Annotated in this window: 19 protein-coding genes; 9 read left to right on the top strand and 10 right to left on the bottom strand. The window is 73.9% G+C overall.

The window, feature by feature from the left end:
- Nucleotides 1-29 precede the first annotated feature (29 nt).
- The 6 genes from IO30_RS0100925 to IO30_RS0100900 form a co-directional block, all read right to left on the bottom strand.
- The gene (locus IO30_RS0100925; protein WP_031138168.1) at nucleotides 30-749 is read right to left on the bottom strand and encodes an LmeA family phospholipid-binding protein; all 720 of its coding nucleotides are present in this window, start codon (nucleotides 747-749) and stop codon (nucleotides 30-32) included.
- Nucleotides 746-2,998 carry an MMPL family transporter gene (locus IO30_RS0100920; RefSeq protein WP_063768403.1) on the bottom strand — a complete coding sequence of 751 codons (2,253 nt, stop codon included), beginning with the start codon at nucleotides 2,996-2,998 and terminating at the stop codon, nucleotides 746-748. The genes IO30_RS0100925 and IO30_RS0100920 overlap by 4 nt, the downstream gene beginning before the upstream one ends.
- A 137-nt stretch (nucleotides 2,999-3,135) precedes the next feature.
- Nucleotides 3,136-4,533 (bottom strand): HAMP domain-containing sensor histidine kinase, encoded by a 1,398-nt coding sequence (locus tag IO30_RS0100915; protein ID WP_037892629.1) that lies wholly within the window; start codon nucleotides 4,531-4,533, stop codon nucleotides 3,136-3,138.
- The gene (locus IO30_RS0100910; protein ID WP_031138162.1) at nucleotides 4,530-5,225 is read right to left on the bottom strand and encodes a response regulator transcription factor; all 696 of its coding nucleotides are present in this window, start codon (nucleotides 5,223-5,225) and stop codon (nucleotides 4,530-4,532) included. Before IO30_RS0100910 ends, IO30_RS0100915 begins: the two co-directional genes overlap by 4 nt.
- A 100-nt stretch (nucleotides 5,226-5,325) precedes the next feature.
- The gene (locus tag IO30_RS0100905) at nucleotides 5,326-5,703 is read right to left on the bottom strand and encodes a VOC family protein (protein WP_031138160.1); all 378 of its coding nucleotides are present in this window, start codon (nucleotides 5,701-5,703) and stop codon (nucleotides 5,326-5,328) included.
- The gene (locus IO30_RS0100900) at nucleotides 5,700-6,929 is read right to left on the bottom strand and encodes an MFS transporter (RefSeq protein ID WP_051901757.1); all 1,230 of its coding nucleotides are present in this window, start codon (nucleotides 6,927-6,929) and stop codon (nucleotides 5,700-5,702) included. Before IO30_RS0100900 ends, IO30_RS0100905 begins: the two co-directional genes overlap by 4 nt.
- A 111-nt stretch (nucleotides 6,930-7,040) precedes the next feature.
- On the opposite strand from IO30_RS0100900, the gene IO30_RS0100895 reads away from it, so the two are divergent.
- The 6 genes from IO30_RS0100895 to IO30_RS0100870 all read left to right on the top strand — a co-directional run bounded on the left by IO30_RS0100895 (nucleotide 7,041) and on the right by IO30_RS0100870 (nucleotide 11,790).
- Entirely contained in the window at nucleotides 7,041-8,057 is a 1,017-nt protein-coding gene (locus IO30_RS0100895; RefSeq protein ID WP_031138155.1) for an ArsR/SmtB family transcription factor, read from the top strand.
- Between the two features lie 29 nt (nucleotides 8,058-8,086).
- Entirely contained in the window at nucleotides 8,087-8,608 is a 522-nt protein-coding gene (locus IO30_RS0100890; RefSeq protein ID WP_078904473.1) for an NUDIX domain-containing protein, read from the top strand.
- A gap of 6 nt (nucleotides 8,609-8,614) precedes the next feature.
- Nucleotides 8,615-9,583, top strand: coding sequence for an NsdA family TPR-like regulatory protein (locus IO30_RS41600; RefSeq protein WP_051901756.1), 969 nt, complete (start codon nucleotides 8,615-8,617; stop codon nucleotides 9,581-9,583).
- Nucleotides 9,584-9,643: 60 nt separating this feature from the next.
- On the top strand, nucleotides 9,644-9,949 hold the full coding sequence (locus IO30_RS0100880) for a DUF6247 family protein (RefSeq protein ID WP_031138149.1): 306 nt from the start codon (nucleotides 9,644-9,646) through the stop codon (nucleotides 9,947-9,949).
- Nucleotides 9,946-10,206 carry a hypothetical protein gene (locus IO30_RS0100875; protein WP_031138147.1) on the top strand — a complete coding sequence of 87 codons (261 nt, stop codon included), beginning with the start codon at nucleotides 9,946-9,948 and terminating at the stop codon, nucleotides 10,204-10,206. Before IO30_RS0100880 ends, IO30_RS0100875 begins: the two co-directional genes overlap by 4 nt.
- Nucleotides 10,207-10,326: 120 nt before the next feature.
- The gene (locus IO30_RS0100870) at nucleotides 10,327-11,790 is read left to right on the top strand and encodes an MFS transporter (protein WP_237403291.1); all 1,464 of its coding nucleotides are present in this window, start codon (nucleotides 10,327-10,329) and stop codon (nucleotides 11,788-11,790) included.
- Nucleotides 11,791-11,863: 73 nt separating this feature from the next.
- On the opposite strand, the gene IO30_RS0100865 is transcribed toward IO30_RS0100870, so the two are convergent.
- From IO30_RS0100865 to IO30_RS0100855, 3 genes are all read right to left on the bottom strand, one after another.
- Nucleotides 11,864-13,279, bottom strand: a complete 1,416-nt coding sequence (locus IO30_RS0100865) for a serine hydrolase domain-containing protein (protein ID WP_237403290.1) — start codon at nucleotides 13,277-13,279, stop codon at nucleotides 11,864-11,866.
- A gap of 147 nt (nucleotides 13,280-13,426) precedes the next feature.
- Nucleotides 13,427-13,813 carry a hypothetical protein gene (locus IO30_RS0100860; RefSeq protein ID WP_051901755.1) on the bottom strand — a complete coding sequence of 129 codons (387 nt, stop codon included), beginning with the start codon at nucleotides 13,811-13,813 and terminating at the stop codon, nucleotides 13,427-13,429.
- 30 nt (nucleotides 13,814-13,843) lie between these two features.
- Nucleotides 13,844-14,518: an SUKH-4 family immunity protein gene (locus tag IO30_RS0100855; protein WP_078903642.1), complete on the bottom strand. Its 675-nt coding sequence runs from the start codon at nucleotides 14,516-14,518 to the stop codon at nucleotides 13,844-13,846.
- Nucleotides 14,519-14,640: 122 nt separating this feature from the next.
- Between IO30_RS0100855 and IO30_RS0100850 the strand changes: the two genes are divergently transcribed.
- The 3 genes from IO30_RS0100850 to IO30_RS0100840 all read left to right on the top strand — a co-directional run bounded on the left by IO30_RS0100850 (nucleotide 14,641) and on the right by IO30_RS0100840 (nucleotide 17,171).
- Nucleotides 14,641-15,108 (top strand): hypothetical protein, encoded by a 468-nt coding sequence (locus IO30_RS0100850; RefSeq protein ID WP_031138139.1) that lies wholly within the window; start codon nucleotides 14,641-14,643, stop codon nucleotides 15,106-15,108.
- 330 nt (nucleotides 15,109-15,438) lie between these two features.
- A complete protein-coding gene (locus tag IO30_RS0100845) occupies nucleotides 15,439-16,353 on the top strand; it encodes an aromatic prenyltransferase (protein ID WP_031138137.1) in 915 nt (304 codons plus the stop codon).
- 35 nt (nucleotides 16,354-16,388) lie between these two features.
- Entirely contained in the window at nucleotides 16,389-17,171 is a 783-nt protein-coding gene (locus IO30_RS0100840; RefSeq protein WP_037892706.1) for a class I SAM-dependent methyltransferase, read from the top strand.
- A 19-nt stretch (nucleotides 17,172-17,190) separates the two neighbouring features.
- Here the strand turns inward: IO30_RS0100840 and IO30_RS47515 are convergent, their stop codons facing one another.
- Entirely contained in the window at nucleotides 17,191-17,322 is a 132-nt protein-coding gene (locus tag IO30_RS47515) for a hypothetical protein (RefSeq protein ID WP_272933180.1), read from the bottom strand.
- Nucleotides 17,323-17,334: the final 12 nt, after the last annotated feature.

The following is a 17,334-nucleotide window of genomic DNA, read 5'->3' as shown; positions in this document are numbered from 1 at the left end:
ACCCGCGACGGCCGTGCGACCGCACGGGGTCACGTGGCCCTGACGGTGCTGCGGCCGCCCTCCAGGGCGATGTGCAGCCCGTCCGGCCGGACTTGTACGGACGTGGCCCTGAGGCCGAGGGGATAGTCCTGCCCCGCCCCTGCCTCGGGGCCCAGCACGCCACTGCCCGTCCCGAGCGCACCGGTGGGGACGGAGCGCCCGAACAGGGTGAACCCGTCGACGGTGAACGTGACCTTCCCGTCGGCGAGTACGGGCCGCAGCGTCAACCGGCCTGCGCCGCCCGGGCCGACGGCGGCGAGGACGGTCCCCTGCGCGGGATCGGGGGTGACCGAGCCCACCGTCACGGACGGCACGGCGGCGCGGATCGCCGCTGCGAGGGACCGCGGGGAGGCCGTCACCTGTACTCGGGTGCTTCCCACGGTGGCCCGGGCGCCGAGGCGGACATCGTCGAGCTGCGCCCGGACGCGGGCCCCCGGCAGTGGTCCGAGACGGGCGTCGTCGCTCCTCACGTCCAGTCGGGGGATGGTGCGGCCCGCCAGGTCCCACAGCGCCCAGTCCCCGGCCGTGCTGACCGCCACCTCCTCACCGAGGGCGGGCGCGGCCGCCGCCACACGGGCCCGGATCATATGACGAGCAGTCAGTTCCGCTGCTCCCGTGGCGGCGACGACCACCAGCGCAACGACGGCGGTGACGGTGAGCGCGAGGTGGCGGCGCAGGACTGCCGGGATCCTCGGCAGGCGGCGGTTCATCGGAGGTCTCCTCGTGCGGGTGCGGGTGCGGGTGCGGGTGCGGGTGCGGGGGGCTGGTCGGCGGCGTCGTGGCCGACGGCGGGCCCCTCCGGGTCCAGGCGTGGCAGCAGCCGGTCCAGCCAGTCGGGGAGCCACCAGTTGCCCCGCCCGAAGAGGTACATGGACGCGGGCACCAGGATCAGCCGCACCACGGTGGCGTCGATGATCACGCTGACCCCCAGCCCCAGGGCGAGCATCTTGACGGCCACGTTCGACGAGAGCAGGAACGCCAGGAACACGCTGGTCATGATCAGGGCCGCGCAGGTGATGACGCGGGCCGTCGCAGCCAGGCCGGTGGCGACCGCCAGGTGGTTGTCCCCCCGTTGCAGCCACGTCTCCCGGATCCGGGAGAGCAGGAAGACCTCGTAGTCCATGGAGAGCCCGAAGAGGATCGCGAACATCATCATCGGCACGTAGGACTCGATGGGCACCGGCTCGGTCACACCGAGCAGCGCGCCGCCCCAACCCCACTGGAAGACCGCGACGACCACGCCGTAGGCGGCGGCGATCGAGAACAGGTTGAGCACCGCGGCCTTGAGCGCGATCAGGGGACTGCGGAAGACGGTCAGCAGCAACAGGAACGCGGCGGTGGCCACCGCCCCGATGATCAGGGGAAGTTTGGCGACCAGGGTGTCGGTGAAGGTCTGGGTGGCCACGGCGGTTCCGGTGAGGTACCCGCTGGCGCCCGTGCCCGCGAGGGCCTGCGGCACCGTCTCGTCCTGGAGGGTGTGGATCAGGTCGCCGGTGGCCCGGTCCTGCGGGCCGGTCGCAGGAATGACCGTGGTGACGAGCAGAACGTCGTCCGGTACGGCGGCCGACGGCGATACGGAGGCGACGCCCGGTACGGCGGCCAGTGCGCGCTGGAGCGAGGTGGCGAGCTCCTGGCGCTCGGCCGGGTCGGCGACCTGTCGGCTGTCGAGGTGGGTGACGAGGGTGAGCGGACCGTTGGCGCCGGGACCGAAGCCCTCGGTGATCAGGTCGTAGGCGCGGCGGTCCGTCCTGCTCGTGGACTGCGCCCCGGCGTCCACGTGGCCGAGTTGCAGGGAGGCGAGGGGCACGGCGAGGACACCCAGCAGGAGCAGCCCGCCGGTCAGGAAGAGCCAGGGGCGTCGGCTCACCCTCGCGGCCCAGCGGTGCCACACGTCCGCCTCGCCGGTGGGCTCGGCGACGGGCCTACGGACGTGGAAGCGGTCGATGCGAGGCCCGAGCAGCCCCAGGAGTGCGGGGGTCAGGGTGACGGACGCGGCGGCGGCCACGACGACGCTGAGCCCGGCCGCCAGACCGAGGGCGCCGATGAAGCCCACTCCGGACATGCACAGCCCGGCCAGGGCCATGGCGACCGTGGCGGCGGCGACGAGCACGGCGCGGCCGCTGGTGGCGACCGTGCGTCCGACCGCCTCGCCGGGCTCCGTTCCGGCATGCAGCAGGGCTCGGTAGCGGGTCGCGAGGAAGAGCGCGTAGTCGATGCCGATGCCGAGGCCCATCATGGCGGCCAGGGTGGGGGCCGCCTGGGCGAAGTCGAACCGTCCGGCGAGCAGTCCGAGGCCGCTCAGTGCGACGGCCAGTCCGATCACGGCCGTCAGCAACGGCAGGCCGGTGGCGGCGACGCTGCCGAAGCCGACCATCAGCACGAGCACGGCGACGGTCAGGCCGATCGCCTCCGAGATGCGGTCGGCGGACCTGGGCGTGGCCAGCTGCCCGAGCGGGGCCCCGTACTCGACGGTCATCCCTTCGGCGCGAAGCGGCTGTACGGCGCTGTCGAGCCGGGCGAGGTAGGAGGGGTCGAAGCTCGCCGGGTTGCTGCGGAAGCGGACCGTCATCTGGGCGGTGCGCCCGTCCGTCGAGACCGCCCCGGGCGTGCGGAGCGGATCGCTGACCGACAGGACGTCCGGCAGGCGGCCCAGCTCGCCGACGGCCGCCTCGATCGCGGGCCGGTGTCCGCTCACCGCCCCCCGGTCGGTCGTGATCACGAGGGGTGCGGGGGTGCCGGCGGAGCTGGTGGTGTGGGCGGCGAGCAGGTCCGCGCCGGTCTGGCTGCTGGTGCCGGGCAGGGAGAAGCTGTCCGCGAAGGCCCCGCCCCACTGGTGGTTCGCCAGCCCGAGCCCGGCCAGCAACACCACCCACAGGGCGAGGACCCGCCAGGCGTGGCGGGCGCACCAGCGTCCGCTCCGGTGGAGGAGGCCGGGCCCCTCGGCCGATTCAAGGTTCATGGGGCCCTACTGTGCGCGCGGCGGGTAAGGGGGCCGTTGGCGCATTGTTGGGGGAACGTAAGGACCGGACGGCCCGGACGTACGGGCACCCGCGGGCGGCCCGTCGCGACGCGTCCGCCCGCGAGCCTCAGCGAGCCTCAGGGCGTGCCCGGAGCCCGGGGGAGCGTGACGGTGAAGCAGGCGCCGCCTTCCGGTCCGTGCCCCTCGACACGGACGGCCCCGCCGAGCCGCCCCGTCAGGCGGTGGGCCACGGTCAGCCCCAGGCCGCTCCCGACGGGCCGGGTGTCCCGGTAACGCGCGTGGAGCGCGCCGCGGTCGAAGGCGACGCGGACGTCGTCGTCCGTCAGGCCGGGACCGCCGTCACGGACCTGGAGTTCGGCCCCGCCGTCGGCGGCCGGGCGGACGGCGAGGACCAGGGGCGCGCCCTCGGGGGTCACCCGCAGGGCGTTCTGGACGAGGCCGTCGATCAGTTGCCGGACCCGGAAGGCGTCGGTCTCGACGACCACGGGCCGCCCGGAGCGCTCCAGCCGCAGCCCGACGCCGCGGCGGGCGCAGGGCCCGGTCCAGAAGGCGGCGGCCTCGGCGAGGACCGCGCCCAGGTCGGCCGGGGCCACGTCGAGGCGGAAGTCGTCCGCCTCCAGCCGGGCCAGGTCCAGCAGGTCTTCCAGGAACCGGTCCAGACGGCGGGTCTCGTCGGCCAGCACCGCCCCGACCTCGGGGAGCCGGTCCGCCTCGATCAGGCCGTCGGCCAGCGCCTCGGCGTACCCCTGCAGCGCGGTCAGCGGGGTGCGCAGGTCGTGGGAGACCGACAGGAGGAACTCCCGCTGCCGGTTCTCGCTGTGCTCCAGCGCCGCGTCCAGGACGTTCAGGGCCCGCCCGATCTCCGCGGTCTCCCGGGGCCCGTCGACCGGGGCCGGTACGCCGCGTTCCCCGTCGGCGAGCCGGTGCGCGACCCGTGCCGCCTTCACCAGCGGACGGGCGATGCGGCGGGCCAGGAAGGCCCCTGCCAGTGCCGCGCCGCACATGCCGGCGATCAGCGGGAGCACCACGCTGCGCCGGATCCCGTTCGTCTCGTGGGTGACGGCCGTGTACGGCTCGGTCAGGACGACCGCGCCGCCGCGCACACCGGGCTGCCCCACCAGCAGGACCTCCTCACCGCCCAGAAGCCCGCGGGTGGAAACCGGCTTCCCGGCCAGCAGCGCCGACTTCGAGGCCCTGTCGACGGCGGGGGAGGCGGTCCCGCTCACCTTGCCGTCCGGGGCGACGACCGCGAGCTGCACGCCGTTGGGACCGCCGAGGACCTGGGCGCCGTTGAAGAGGGCCTCGGACAGGGCGGGCAGGCGGCTGAGCACCGTGGCCTGACGGGTGAGCCGGTCGCGTTCGCGCTGCTCGGCGCCCCGCGCGGCGGTCTGCCAGGCGATGAGCCCGGTCAGCCCCACCGCGAGCGCCGCCACCACGGTGGTCAGCAGCACGATGTTGCGCACCAGCGAGCCACGGCGGGGCACGGAACCGGCGCCGGTCACGGGGCGGGTCACGGGGCGGGCGCCGTCGCGCTGTAGCCGACGCCCCGGACCGTACGGATCGGGCTCGCGTCGCCGAGCTTGGCGCGCAGCTGCGAGACGAAAACGTCCACCATCCGGGTGTCGCGGTAGCCGGCGTACCCCCACACGTGGGCGAGCAACTGCTCCCGGGTGAACACCTGCCCCTCGTGCCGCAGCAGGTGCGCGAGCAGGTTGAACTCGGTGGCCGTGAGCTCGACCGGATCGCCGTCGCGGAGCACGGTGCGGCTGACCGGGTCCACGCTGAGCCGGCCGACGCTCCCGACGCTCCCGGCCGGCTTCCCCGGTGGACCCGCCGCCCGGCGCAGCACGGTCTTGACCCGGGCGACCAGCTCGCGCGGCGAGAACGGTTTCGTCACGTAGTCGTCCGCGCCCAGCTCCAGGCCGAGGATCCGGTCGGCCTCCTCACCGCGCGCCGTGACCAGCAGCACCGGCGTCCAGTCGCCGGCCTCCCTCAGGGCCCGGCAGAAGGCGATGCCGTCCAGGCCCGGCAGGCCGACGTCCAGCACGATCGCCACCGGGTGCATCCGGCGCGCGGCAGCGAGCCCGGCGGCCCCGTCGGACTCGACATGGACGCCGAAGCCCTCGCGCGCCAGGTACAGGCGTTCCACATCGGCGATGTGACGCTCGTCCTCGACGATCAGCACGAGGCCTCTGGACTCCGTCATCACTGCCTCTCACCGGGGGCGAACCCCTTCGATGCTAACCATCGGAATCCGACCTTCCGGCGGGCTCGCGGATCCCCGTACATTCCCCGAACAATGTCCCTCAGTGTCCGACCAGGCAGAACGGATGGCCCGCCGGGTCGGCGTAGATCCGCCAGCCCCGCCCGTCGGCAGCGGCGTCCAGCAGCGTCGCGCCCAGGGCGAGCACCTCCTCCTGCGCCCGGTCCAGGTCCGGGACGCCGAAGTCCAGGTGGAACTGCTGGGGCCGCGCCGGGTCGGACCACCGCGGCGGCCGGTGGTCCGCCACCCGCTGGAACGCGAGGACGGAGCCGGACGGCGTGTGCAGCGTCGCCCAGGCGGCGCCCACCGCCCACCGCCGGTCCGGCCGGTTCACGTCTCCGCCGAGCAACGCCCCGTAGAACCGGGCGAGTTTCCCCGGATCGGCGCAGTCCAGCACCACACACTGCAGTTCAGCGATCATGCGCCGATCCTAAGAGGGGCCTTCCCGGGGGAGGGCGCGCCCTGGCCCGGGGCCTGGTTCCTGCGCCGCGGCGACAGGTGGTGGACCAGGGCCAGGCCCGCGAGGGCGGCGATCAGGGCGCACACCGCCGGCCAGCCGTACGCGGTGTGGGCGCGGACGCCGAGCCAGGAGCCCGCGGTGCCGCCCAGGTAGGCGCAGGTCATGTAGGCGGTGTTCAGCCGGCTGCGGGCGTCCGGGCGTAGGGCGAACACCCGCGACTGGTTGGCGACCGTGCCGGACTGCATGGCCACGTCCAGCAGCAGGGTGCCCGCGGCGAGTGCGGCCAGGCCCACCGGTCCGCCCAGGGCGCCCGCCGCGAGGACCGCCGCCGCGACGAGCACGCCGAGCAGGCAGACCAGGTTCACCGGGCCGGGCCCGTGCCGGTCCACCAGGCGCCCCGCGTACGGGGTGCACAGCATGGTGCCCGCACCGACCAGGGCCAGCAGGCCGACGGCCTCGGCGCCCAGCCCGTACACCGGCCCGGTCAGGAGCAGCGCGAGGCTGGTCCAGGCGGCGGAGAACCCGCCGAAGACCGCGGCCTGGTACCAGCAGGAACGGCGCAGCTCCGGCTCGGCGCGCAGCAGGCGCACCGGTTCCGTCAGGAACCGGACGTACGGCCGCCGCTCCGCGGGCGGGGTCGGCGGCGTCGAGGGCACCGCGTACGCCGTCACGGCGGCCAGGACGAAGGCGACGGCCGCGGCCACCAGGTAGGGGGCCCGCCAGCCCAGCCGCTCGCCGAGCGTCCCGCCGAAGGTACGGGCCAGGAGCATGCCCCCCGTCGACCCGCTCAGCAGGACGCCGAGCACCGCGCCCCGCCGTTCGGGCTCCACCAGACCGGCCGCGAGCGGGCCGATGACCTGCGCGGCCACCGTGGTGAGCCCGACGAGGGCACTGGCGCCGATCAGCGAGGGCAGGCCCGGGGCGCAGCCCGCACCCAGCAGGGCCAGCCCGGTGAGGCAGAGCAGTACGACGATCAGCGGGCGGTGCCGGAACCGGTCTCCGAGCGGGACCAGCAGGACCATCCCGGCGGTGTAGCCGATCTGGGTGGCGGTCACCACCAGGGAGGCGGCGCCGGCCGGGACGTCCAGCCCCGAGGCGATCAGCGGGCCGACGGCCTGCGGGAAGTACAGGTTGCCCACGGCCACCGCGCAGGTCACCGCCAGGAGCAGCACCAGGCGGCGGCTCATCCGGCAGTTCCGACGGGTGGGCCCGGATCGCGAGTTGGAGGGGTGCGGGGTGTCATGGGACCACTCCAGGGCACCGGCCGGGCCCTGCCAACTGATGTAGCGTACGGCTTAATGATCAGTTTCGAGCTCGGTGTCGAGGATCTCGCGCACACGCGGTTCGCCGTCTCGCCCCTGGGTGAGACCGTGCTGAGCCTACGGGTGCTGCGCGACCCCGGCCTGTCCGCACTGCACCTGCCGTGGCGCCGGTCCGTCCTCGGCCGGATCGGCGAACTGGACACGGAACTGCTGTTGTCCCTGGTGGCGCAGCGGCTCACCCTCCCGGACTTCCTGACCCCCAGGCCCACGTCCTTCGAGCCGGCCTTCGAGGAGGAACTGGACCTCGTCCGCCGCACCCCGCCCGACCTGGTCCGCCGGGACCTGCTCGCCGCCCACGAACCGGCCCCGCTGCCCGCACCCCTGCACGCCGCGACCGCCTCCGGGGACGGGCCCGTCACCGCACTGCGCGACACGCTCTGCGCGCTCCTGCACCGGTACTGGGAGCTCGCCGTCCAGCCGTTCTGGACCCAGATCCGGCTGGTGGTCGAGGCCGACATGACCTACCGGGCACGTCAACTGGCCCGGGGCGGAGCCCGGTTGCTCTTCGCCGACGTGCACCCCCAGCTGCGCTGGGAGGCCGACGGGGCCCGGGGGGTCCTGCACGTCGACCGGACCATCGGCGGCTACCACACGAAGGCCTCCGGCCGCGGACTGCTGCTCGTGCCCTCCGTGTTCGCGCACAAGCCCGCGCCCCCGGTCGGCCCGCAGGAGCCGCCCTCGCTGCTCTACCCCAGCCGGGGCGTGGCGACGCTCTGGGCGCCCCTCCCCGCCGACGACCCCGCCGGGCGCGGGGCGGCCGGGCCCGCCGTCCGGGCCCTCCTCGGGGCGCCGCGGGCGCGGCTGCTCGGCCTGCTGGCGGAACCGCTGGCCACGATCGAACTCGCCCGCCGCCTACGGGTCACCCCCAGCGCCGTCTCCCAGCACCTGAGCGTGCTGTACGCCGCCGGACTGGTCACCCGGGCCCGCCAAGGCCGCCAGGTGCTGTACCGGCGGAGCCCCCTCGGGGACCAGCTCACGGCCGGTCGCCCGTGAGCCCGGCCCCGTCACCGGAGGAGCAACGCATGCCCACGAGCGCGAGCCCGAGCACGGGTACGGGTACGGGCACGGGTACGAGCGCGAGCCCGAGTCCCAGGCAGAGGCCGGGCGCCGCCACGGCCACCGCCTCGGCCTCCGTCGTCATCAGGGACGCGCAGGGCCGGGTGCTGATCGTCGACCCGGTCCACAGGGAGCGGTGGAACCTGCCCGGTGGCCACGTGGAGGCGGGCGAGGTCCCCTCCGCGGCGGCCCGCCGCGAGGTGCGCGAGGAGCTCGGGCTGGACCTGGAGACCGGCGACCTCCTGGTCACCGCCTGGCTCACCAGGGCCGAAGGGTCCCACGTCTTCTACGTCTTCGACGGCCCCGAGCTCACCCCGGAGCAGCAAGGGGCCATCCGCCTCCAGGAGTCGGAGATCCGTGAGATCCGGTTCTGCCTGCCCGAGGACATCGCGCCCGACATGGTCCCGCCCTTCGCCCTCGCCATCTGGCGCAGGGCCCTCACGGCGCGCGAGCAGCAACAGGCCGCGTACCTCGAACTGGCCCTGTAGGCAGGGGTGTCGGACATTCCCGAGCTGACCGAGCTGACCGAGCTGACCGAGCAGACCGAGCAGACCGAGCTGCCGCAGGCGTCGCAGATGCCGGCGCCCGAGGTGGCCGCGCTGACCGAAGGGCTCGTGGCCCTCGACGTGGCCGTCGGGGCCCGCGGGGCGGTGGGAGCGGCCCTGGACGCCGTCCGCCGGGCCGGCCGGGGCCCCGCGCCGCGCACCGCCGCGGACCGGGCCGCCCGCGCCGAGCTGTTCCAGGTGGCCGCCTGGATCACCTTCGACGCCGAACACCACGCCACCTCCCGGCGCCTCAGCCGCCGGGCCCTGGACCTCGCCCGGGGTGGCGCCGAGGGGCCCGCCGGCGTCGAACCCCTGGTCCTCGCCGTGCTCGCCATGCAGGAGGAGCACCTGGGCCGCCCCGCGAGCTCCCTGCACCTCGCCTCGTCCGTCCTGGCCCGACCGGACCTCCCCGGCCTCGTCACCGCCATCTTCCGGGTCCGGGCCGGGCGTGCCCTGGCCCGCATGGGGCGCGGGCCACAGGCCCTGCGGGAGCTGCGCACCGCTGCCGAGCTGCTCGCGGACGGCCCCACCGCCCAGGACCCCGCCTGGGCCTGGTGGTTCGACCGGCAGGAACTCGACGGCCACCACGGACTGGCGCGGGCCGCGCTGGGAGACCTGGACGCCGCCGCCGAACTCCTCCACGGCGCGGCCCGCCCCGAAGCGGCCGGACCGGCCTACCGCGTGCTGTTCGCCGCCGAACTCGCCCGGGTCCTGGCCCGGGCCGGGGACTGGCGCGGGGCCGACACCGCACTGTCGGCCCTGATGGACGCCGTACCGTCCGTCGGGTCCGTGCGCGCCTTGCGCGTGATGGACCACGCGGCCGGCGCCGTCGGGCGCGGCCACCGGGTGCCGCCCCGCACCCGCGACACCGCCCGCGAGCTCGTCCGGCTGCTGCGCGCCCTCCCGGGTTCTGCGTAGTCCCCGGCCGGTACCCCCGCATCCGGCTAACGTGGTTCCGAGACCCGCCTGGAGGAGCCCATGAGCGCACAGCCCGAACATGCGCCCGCACCCCCGCCCGCCCCGGCCCCGGGCGCTGCCGCGCAGCTGCTCGCGCGGATCCGCACCGACTCCCGGGCCGCGCAGTGGGTACCGGCCTTCGAACGGGACTGGGCGAAGGCGCTGGAGGACTCCCGGCACAGCTACAGCCTCAGCCCGCTCCACGACGTCGTCCGGACCTGGCAGGCCCGCCTCGCGCTCGTCCCCGCGGTGGACGCCTTCGTGGCCTCCGGCAGGGACGACGCCGAGGGCATGGCCCTGGACGACGCCCTCGGGGCCCGGCCGTGAGCGATGCCGCCTGGCAGGCGCGGCTGTCCCCGCAGGCCCTGGGCGCGCTCGACGGGCTGCCCGGCCACGCCCGGGAGATGCTCCGCGACGTCCTGGACATCGCAGCCCGCGACCCGTGGAGCTTCTCCGCGTTCGACAGCCGTGACCCCGAGGGCGAGGACGTCCGGTCCGCCTCGGTGGGGCAGCTCAGCACCGCCTACTGGATCAACCGCCCGGCCGGCCGCCTCTACGTCATCGGCATCGTCTGGCTCGGATAGGGCCGGTCGAGCAACACCGGGCAGGATCCCGGCCGCCTCCCGGCGCAGTGGTACATTCCTGGGCGTATCGCATCTATGAGACATGTCGGATGTTGATGCCTCCTGCTGAGGAGTGCTGCTGTGGCATCTGCCGGGGCGCCCGGGACGGCCGGGCTCGGCCGCAACCGTGAGACGGCGACGCTCGCCCTCCTGTCGTTCGCCATGTTCACCGTCTCGCTCGACCAGTACATCGTCGTCGTGGCCCTCCCCGACATCGCGCGGGACCTGGGCTACTCCGCGCAGACCCTGCAGTCCGTGATCAGCGCCTACGCAGTCGTCTCCGCGGGCTTCCTGCTGTTCGGCGGCAGGGCCGCGGACCTCATCGGGCGGCGCCGGATCCTGGCCACCGGCCTGGCCCTCTACGCGGGAGCGGCGTTCATCGGCGGACTGGCGACCGGCCCCGGGACGCTCCTCGTCGCGCGAGCCGTCCAGGGCCTCGGCGGTGCGCTGGTCTTCCCGACCACGCTGGCCCTCATCAACGTCACGTTCGGCGAAGGCCGCGTGCGCAACCGCGCGCTGGGGATCTGGGGCGGCGCGGGCGCGGCCGGCCTGGTGATCGGCGTACTCCTCGGGGGCCTGCTGACCCACCTCTTCGGCTGGGAGGCGGTGTTCCTCGTCAACGTCGCGCTCGCGGGCCCCGCACTGCTCCTCGCCTTCGTCCTGCTCCCGAAGGACCGGCCGCGCGACAGGGCGCGCAGGTTCGACCTGCCCGGTGCGCTCAGCGTCACCTTCGGCGTCACGCTGATCGTGTTCGCGCTGGTCCAAGGACCGGGGCTGGGCTGGCTCTCGCCCGTCGTCCTCGCCGCCGCGGCCGTTGGACTGCTCCTGCTGGGAGTGTTCGCACGCGTCGAGCGGCACAGCGAGGACCCGCTCGTACCGCCGCGGCTGCTCGGCAACCGCAGCCTCGTCACGAGCGTGGTCATCGCGTTCATGTTCATGGCGACCTTCGGCTCGGTGCTGTACTTCCTCTCGGTCTACTTCCAGGAGGTCCTCGGCTACGACGCCCTGGAGACCGGCACCGGCTTCCTGATCCCGACCGTGGTGGTCGTCGCGGGTTCGACCACGGCCGGACAGCTGGTGACGCGCTGGGGCCTGCGGCGGACGCTGCTCGGCGCCCTCGCCGTCGGTGCGCTCGGAGCCGTCCTCCTCGGCCTGGCCGTCTCCCCGGACGGTTCGTACGCCGCGCTGCTCCCGGGGCTCGTCGCCCTCAGCATCGGCGACGGCATCGTGTTCACCGGCATGTTCATCGCCGCGGGCACCGGTGTCGCCGACCGTGACCAGGGCATCGCCTCGGGAATCGCCTCCACCGGATCGGGGATGGGCGCCGCCGTGGGCCTCGCCCTCCTGGTCCTCGTGGCGACGGCTCGACTCGGCGGCCTGACGGGGGAGCAGCTCAGGGAAGCGACGGCGTACGGGATCAGCACCACCTTCCACGTGGTGGCTGCGGGAATCGCGCTGACCTTCCTCGTCGTCCTGCTCCGGCGCACGGGGGAGGCTGCTGTCGAACCGGCGGCGGCGCTCCCGTGCCAGGGCCGCCGCTGCTGAGGGGCGGCGGCCGAGTCCGGGTACCTACGCCGGACGGCCCCGGCCCGTAGCGGGGCCGGGGCCGTCGGCGGGGTCAGCGGAGGGGGCCGGACAGGGGGCCGGGGACGGCCCGCACCGCCGGATCCGGCAGGCGCGGCGCGGTGGCCGGCGCCTCGCCGGCCGGGGCTTCCGCGGTCGGAGCGGCTGCGGGCGGGGCCGGAGCAGGCGGCGCGGTGGTGCCGCACAGGGACTGGTCGCGGTAGTCCCTCATGGCGGCGTCGGCCGGGTGGGGCAGGAACTTCGTGCCGGTCTCGTCGACCCGCTGGTACTTCATCAGGTTGTAGCCGACGGCGAACTGCCGGGAGCCGTCCGGGCTGGACAGCGCCCAGGTGCCGGCACCCCAGACGCCCCCGTCGTGGCCCCACGCCGGGCCGCACGGGGTGTCCAGGGAGTAGAGGCCGAGTCCGTAGCGCATGACCACCGTTCCCTCGCCGTCCTTGACGTCGACGGTGGTGCGCATCTGGTCCAGCTGGCGGCGCGGCAGCAGGTCGCCGGTCAGCAGGGCGCGGTAGAAGGTGTTGAGGTCCTGGGGGGTGGACACGAGGGCGCCGGCGGTCCCGGCCCAGGTCATGTTGTAGATGCTGTAGTCGCGCGGCGGGTCGATGAGCCCGTGCATGTTCTCGTACATCCGGGCGTGGGCGCCGCGGATGCGCGGGTCCGTGCCGGGGAAGTAGGTGTTCCGCAGGCCGGTCCGCCGGATCACGTCCTGGGTGATCAGCCGCTCCGGGTCCTGGCCGGTCACCTTGCGCAGCACCTCGCCCAGGATCAGGTAGTTGGCGTTGGAGTAGCTCCAGTCGGTGCCGGGTTCGAACAGCTGCGGCCGGGCCACGGCGTAACCGATCAGTTCGGTGGGCCGCACCGTGCGGAACCGGTGCTCGTCCAGGCTCTCCGGGGTCCCCTTCTGGAGGGAGGGGAAGGCGTCCGCGACGTAGTCGTCGAGGCCGCTGGAGTGGTTGAGGAGCATGCGCACGGTCACCTTGCGGCCGCGGTCGCCGGGAAGGAGCTCGGGCACGTAGTCGGCGACCGGTCGGTCCAGGTCTATCCGGCCCTTGGCGGACTGCTGGAGCACGGCGACGGCGGTGAACGTCTTGGTGATGCTGCCTATGCGGTGCTGGAGGTCCGGGCGGACGGGGCGGCCGGTGGAGATGTCGGCGAGGCCGGCGGCGCCGTCGAAGCGCTGGCGGCCGTCGCGGACCGCGGAGAAGACGCCGTAGATGCCGGCCTCCTGTACCGCCTTCAGCCGTGCCTGGAGCTGGGACCGGTCGAGGCGGTGGTCCGTCGCCGGGGACGGCGCGGGCAGCGGGCTCCGCCCGGCGGCGTGCGCGGCCGGGGCGAGGCCCGCCAGCAGGGCGACGGTCACGGCTCCGGCGGCGGTGGCGCGGCGCAGCCGTCGTAGGGGTCGTCCGGTGGGACGGGCGGCGGGGCGGTCGGCAGGACGGGTGCGGTGCACGGCGGCTCCTCGTCGGTGGCCCGGTGGGGCCCGGCGATCTTGGTCCCTTCGAGTCTTGCCGCCAGGTCGGCGCGGTACTTCCTCCGCCAGGACGAATCAGGCATCAACCTCCAGAAGGAGAAGCACCTTGACAGTCCATTACATTTGTCACGCCCCGCCCGCCCAGGGGCGAGGGGGCAGCCCGAATTCCTCGGCGGCCCAGCCGGCGATCGCGGCGGCGAGGGCCGTCGGCCGGTAGCGGGCCTCGACGATCTCCAGGGCCCGGACCTCGACCAGGACGAACGGGCAGGTCTCGACGCGCTCGATGTCCGCGGCCGTCGTCGCCAGGCCGTGGCGCAGCCAGCCGAGTTCGTGTGCGTCGAGGGCCAGCCGGTTCCCGTAGAAGGCATGGTCGACGGCCGAGGCGGCCAGCCACACCCGGTCGCTGACCGGGGCGCCGACGGCCGGTGTGGTCGGCGGGCGGCTGACCACGGCGGAGATCCCGAGGAACACGCCGGAGCCCGCCGTCTGCTTCTTGTAGCGATGGGTCCGCACGGTCCTCGTCCTTCTCGTGTCCAGGTGATGTCACCCGTGATCGGTGACGACCTCACCCCATAGGGTGCCGGAGGCGTCGTCGGCGCGGAGGGCGGGGTCGATGCGTTCGATCCCCGTCAGTACGATCCGTTCGCAGGCGTCGAGCCGGGCGAGGTGTGCGGCGAACTCCGCCTCGGAACACGTGGGGGCCGGTTCCGTCAGTTCCAGGAGGACGGGGACCGCCGCCCGCCAGCGCCAGCTGATGTCGACGAGCAGGGCCGCCGAGGAGTTGATGAAGTCGACGGCCGGGCGGTACAGGCCGGCGTAGGCCTCGCGCAGCGCCGGATGCAGATCCGCCGCGGTGAAGGGCGCGGGCCTGACGGCGAGGATCCGGCCGTCTCCTGCCACCGCCCCCATCTTCGGCGTCACGTCGTGGGAGCCCCACCGGCCGAGGTCGTACAGCCGGTCGGCGGGCGTGAGGAGCCCGCGTTCGAGCGGACCCGCCGCGAGGGGCGGCGCGAGGGCGGGCCCGGTGGCGGTCTGGAACCGTGGCGCCATGAAGAGATCGTCGGGCAGCCCTCGATCGGCCAGGGCCCGCCGGTCGGCTTCCGGCAGGTCCCAGGTGGCCACCGTGTGCAAGGGAGGCCGGTGCTGGTGCACGGGGTCGACCAGGGCGTCGAGCGGCGCCGCCATCACCGCCTCCAGACGGTGTTCGACGCAAGACATCGCCTCGGCCCCTTCGGTATCCGCACCTACCCGGCGGGCGCCGCGGGCACTCCCGCAGCCTAACCTCGGGCACCGACACCCCGGTTCGGCCGGGGCCGTGGAGCCGTGGCACGCTGTCCGCCATGGCGAACGTGAAGGTGCGTGGACTGGCCCTGCCCGCGGAGCTGACCGCGCTGCTCCGGCAGGGCCGGTGGCGCCATCCCGGGGACGCGAAGATGGCGGAACTGGCGCCGTGGTTCGAGGACCCGCTCCACTTCCTCACGAGCGCGGAGCAGATGACGAGCGAATCCCGGTCCATGGACATGTTCGCCGACGACCCGCTCTCCTCGAAGCTGTTCCGCGAGGTGCGCGGGAGCAGCAGCGGGCAGGCCGGACGACCGGTGGAACTGCCCTGGCTGGACATCGACCAGGCGGTGCTCATCGCGGTGAACCGAGTGCCCGGGGACGACGTGGCCCTCGCCCTCGACTACCGCACCGACCCCCTGGACCCGCGCGTGGTGGGCAGCGACTTCTGGACGGACCCCCGCCGGTGCGCCTGGCGCCCGCTGGCCCCCACCTTCACGGCATTCGCCGAAGCCCTGGGCCTCTGAGACGCGCACCTCATCGCCCTGCACTGCGCCGAGCGCGGCCCGGAGAACGGGACCGACCAAGACGGCTCCGACGCCGTGATCAAGTCAGCCACGGCAAGATCATTTCACTGAAGTGGGTGCTTGCCGCATGCCTCCTCCCATGGATCCAATGGGTACGCGGAGTGAACCGGACGAGATTGCTCAGCCAGTGGGCCCTTCCAGCTTTCCCGGTCTGCTGGGCCGTCACCACGCCCGCTGAGCGGTGATCGGAGATCCCGCCAGGGGGTCACCCCGTGCGCTCGCCAAGCCCGGCGGACAAGCAACACCGACCATCAGTGCAATGGAGAGAAGATGCCCGGATCGTGCAAGTTCGCGCCCGCTCGGTTCCTGGCCGACACCCAGGCGACGGCCCGGGCCATCGGCGCCGCCTACTGCCCGGACACCACCCGCCGCATGGTCGACACGTTCGCGGCAGGGTTCCACGACGGAGCGGTCCTGTGGCGCACCACCAGCAAGCCGGCCGGTGCGCTCAACTACCGCTTCTACGAGCGCCGTCCCACGGCCACCGTCGCCATCGCGACCAGGGCGGGACTCCTGGAGCCGGCCGATCCCGTGGCCCGGCTGATCGAGGTCTGGAGCGGCCTGTACGCGGATTCGACCGAGCTGTGCGACTTCGACGCCGCCGCCGGGCTCGTGAAGACCTGGGTGTTCCTGGGAGGGATGCGGCCCCTGACCGACATCCTCGCCGCTCCGGGCGTGCCGGAAGGGATCCGGCGGCACGAAGCCGCCTTCCGGCAGCTGGGACTGGTGTGGGTGCGGCACGTGGCGGTCGACTACCAGCACCGGTCGGTGAACCTGTACTTCCGTACCTCCGAGGGCTTCTCGCCCGCCCAGGCCGAGCAGTTCCTTGCTCTCACCGGCGCCGGGCTCCCGAAAGCCTCCGTGATGCAGGACATGCAGGAGTTCACCGCACCCACCGGCTACACCTTCTCCGTCACGATGACGGCCGCCACGGGCCGGATCCAGCGCGTGGGCTTCTACGCTCTCAAACTCCCCGTCGGGCGATTCCCCGCCATCGGTGACCGGCTGGAGCACTTCTTTCGCGCAGCGCCCTCCCACGACGACGAGGAGATGAACGCCATCGCCTGGTCCTTCGGTGCCGGGGACGCGCAGTACCTCAAGGCGGAACGCTCCTACTGCGGACGCCTGGTGGAACTCATGCAGCAGTGGGCGAGCCCCATGACCGACCTCGGCGAGCGGGTATGAACGCCATCGACACCGCGGTCTGTGGAGGCGCGCCGATGAGTGACCGCTACGCCGAAGGCCTCCTGGGCCACGGGACGGCCGGGGAGTACGACCGGCTGCTCCTCCTGGAGAAGGTCTGTGATCCCGCAACGATCCGGATCCTGGAGCACCTGCCCATGACACGGTCCTGGCACTGCGCCGAAGTCGGAGCCGGAACCGGCGGGGTGGCGCGATGGCTCGCCGAAACCTGTCCGGACGGACGGGTCACGGCCACCGATCTGGACACAGGCTTCCTCGAGTCCACGGATCGGCCCGGCAATCTGACGGTCGTGCAGCAGGACGTCACCACGGCGGGCTTTCCCCCGGCTTCGCTCGACCTCGTCCACGCCCGGGCGGTACTGACCCACCTTCCCGCCCCCGAGCAGGTCGTACGGCGGATGGCGGGCTGGCTGAAGCCGGGAGGCTGGCTGGTCATCGAGGACCCCACCTATCTGCCGGCCGAATCCTCTCCCTACCCCGACTTCGCGGCGCTCCTGACCGCCTGCGAGAAGCTCATGGCCCGGATCCACGGCACCGACAACTCCTGGGCCCGACGCATCCCTTTGGCCATGGCCGACGCCGGACTGACCGATCTCACGATGTCCGCCGAACTGTCGGCATGCGGGCGGGACGACGCGGAGGACGCGTACTGGCGCCAGTGCTTCACCCAAGCCACCCCGGCCCTCGTCGAGGCAGGTCTCATGACGGAGCCGGAGATCCGACGCGCCGTCGCCCACCTGGACCGGCCGGAATTCTCCGATGCGGCATGGCTGATGGTCTCCTGCCGGGCCCGTCGCTGACGGCGGTCGCCCCGAGGGGTCAGGCCGACGGGGCGGCGAGTTCGATGACTTCCGCGGGGCCGGCGCGGAACGCCGGACCGGCCGCGTGGCTCGGCCCTGGGGGCTCGCGGGGGTGGTCCCGGGAGCGGGCCACCTCCGTGGAGCCGCCCACCGGACGGTCCGT

The organism is Streptomyces xanthophaeus, assembly GCF_000725805.1.
Taxonomy (GTDB): domain Bacteria; phylum Actinomycetota; class Actinomycetes; order Streptomycetales; family Streptomycetaceae; genus Streptomyces; species Streptomyces xanthophaeus.
The sequence above is the reverse complement of the archived record's forward strand: the minus strand, read 5'-3'. Positions and strand labels throughout refer to the sequence as shown.

What these genes read in the sequence shown, in the direction of transcription:
- IO30_RS0100880 (WP_031138149.1), top strand. Translation starts at nt 9,644, where the DNA reads ATGAGCGCACAGCCCGAACATGCGCCCGCACCCCCGCCCGCCCCGGCC.
- IO30_RS0100895 (WP_031138155.1), top strand. Translation starts at nt 7,041, where the DNA reads ATGATCAGTTTCGAGCTCGGTGTCGAGGATCTCGCGCACACGCGGTTC.
- IO30_RS0100900 (WP_051901757.1), bottom strand. Translation starts at nt 6,929, where the DNA reads ATGAGCCGCCGCCTGGTGCTGCTCCTGGCGGTGACCTGCGCGGTGGCC.
- IO30_RS0100850 (WP_031138139.1), top strand. Translation starts at nt 14,641, where the DNA reads ATGGCGAACGTGAAGGTGCGTGGACTGGCCCTGCCCGCGGAGCTGACC.
- IO30_RS0100890 (WP_078904473.1), top strand. Translation starts at nt 8,087, where the DNA reads ATGCCCACGAGCGCGAGCCCGAGCACGGGTACGGGTACGGGCACGGGT.
- IO30_RS0100910 (WP_031138162.1), bottom strand. Translation starts at nt 5,225, where the DNA reads ATGACGGAGTCCAGAGGCCTCGTGCTGATCGTCGAGGACGAGCGTCAC.
- IO30_RS0100905 (WP_031138160.1), bottom strand. Translation starts at nt 5,703, where the DNA reads ATGATCGCTGAACTGCAGTGTGTGGTGCTGGACTGCGCCGATCCGGGG.
- IO30_RS0100845 (WP_031138137.1), top strand. Translation starts at nt 15,439, where the DNA reads ATGCCCGGATCGTGCAAGTTCGCGCCCGCTCGGTTCCTGGCCGACACC.
- IO30_RS0100855 (WP_078903642.1), bottom strand. Translation starts at nt 14,518, where the DNA reads ATGTCTTGCGTCGAACACCGTCTGGAGGCGGTGATGGCGGCGCCGCTC.
- IO30_RS0100840 (WP_037892706.1), top strand. Translation starts at nt 16,389, where the DNA reads ATGAGTGACCGCTACGCCGAAGGCCTCCTGGGCCACGGGACGGCCGGG.
- IO30_RS0100925 (WP_031138168.1), bottom strand. Translation starts at nt 749, where the DNA reads ATGAACCGCCGCCTGCCGAGGATCCCGGCAGTCCTGCGCCGCCACCTC.
- IO30_RS0100920 (WP_063768403.1), bottom strand. Translation starts at nt 2,998, where the DNA reads ATGAACCTTGAATCGGCCGAGGGGCCCGGCCTCCTCCACCGGAGCGGA.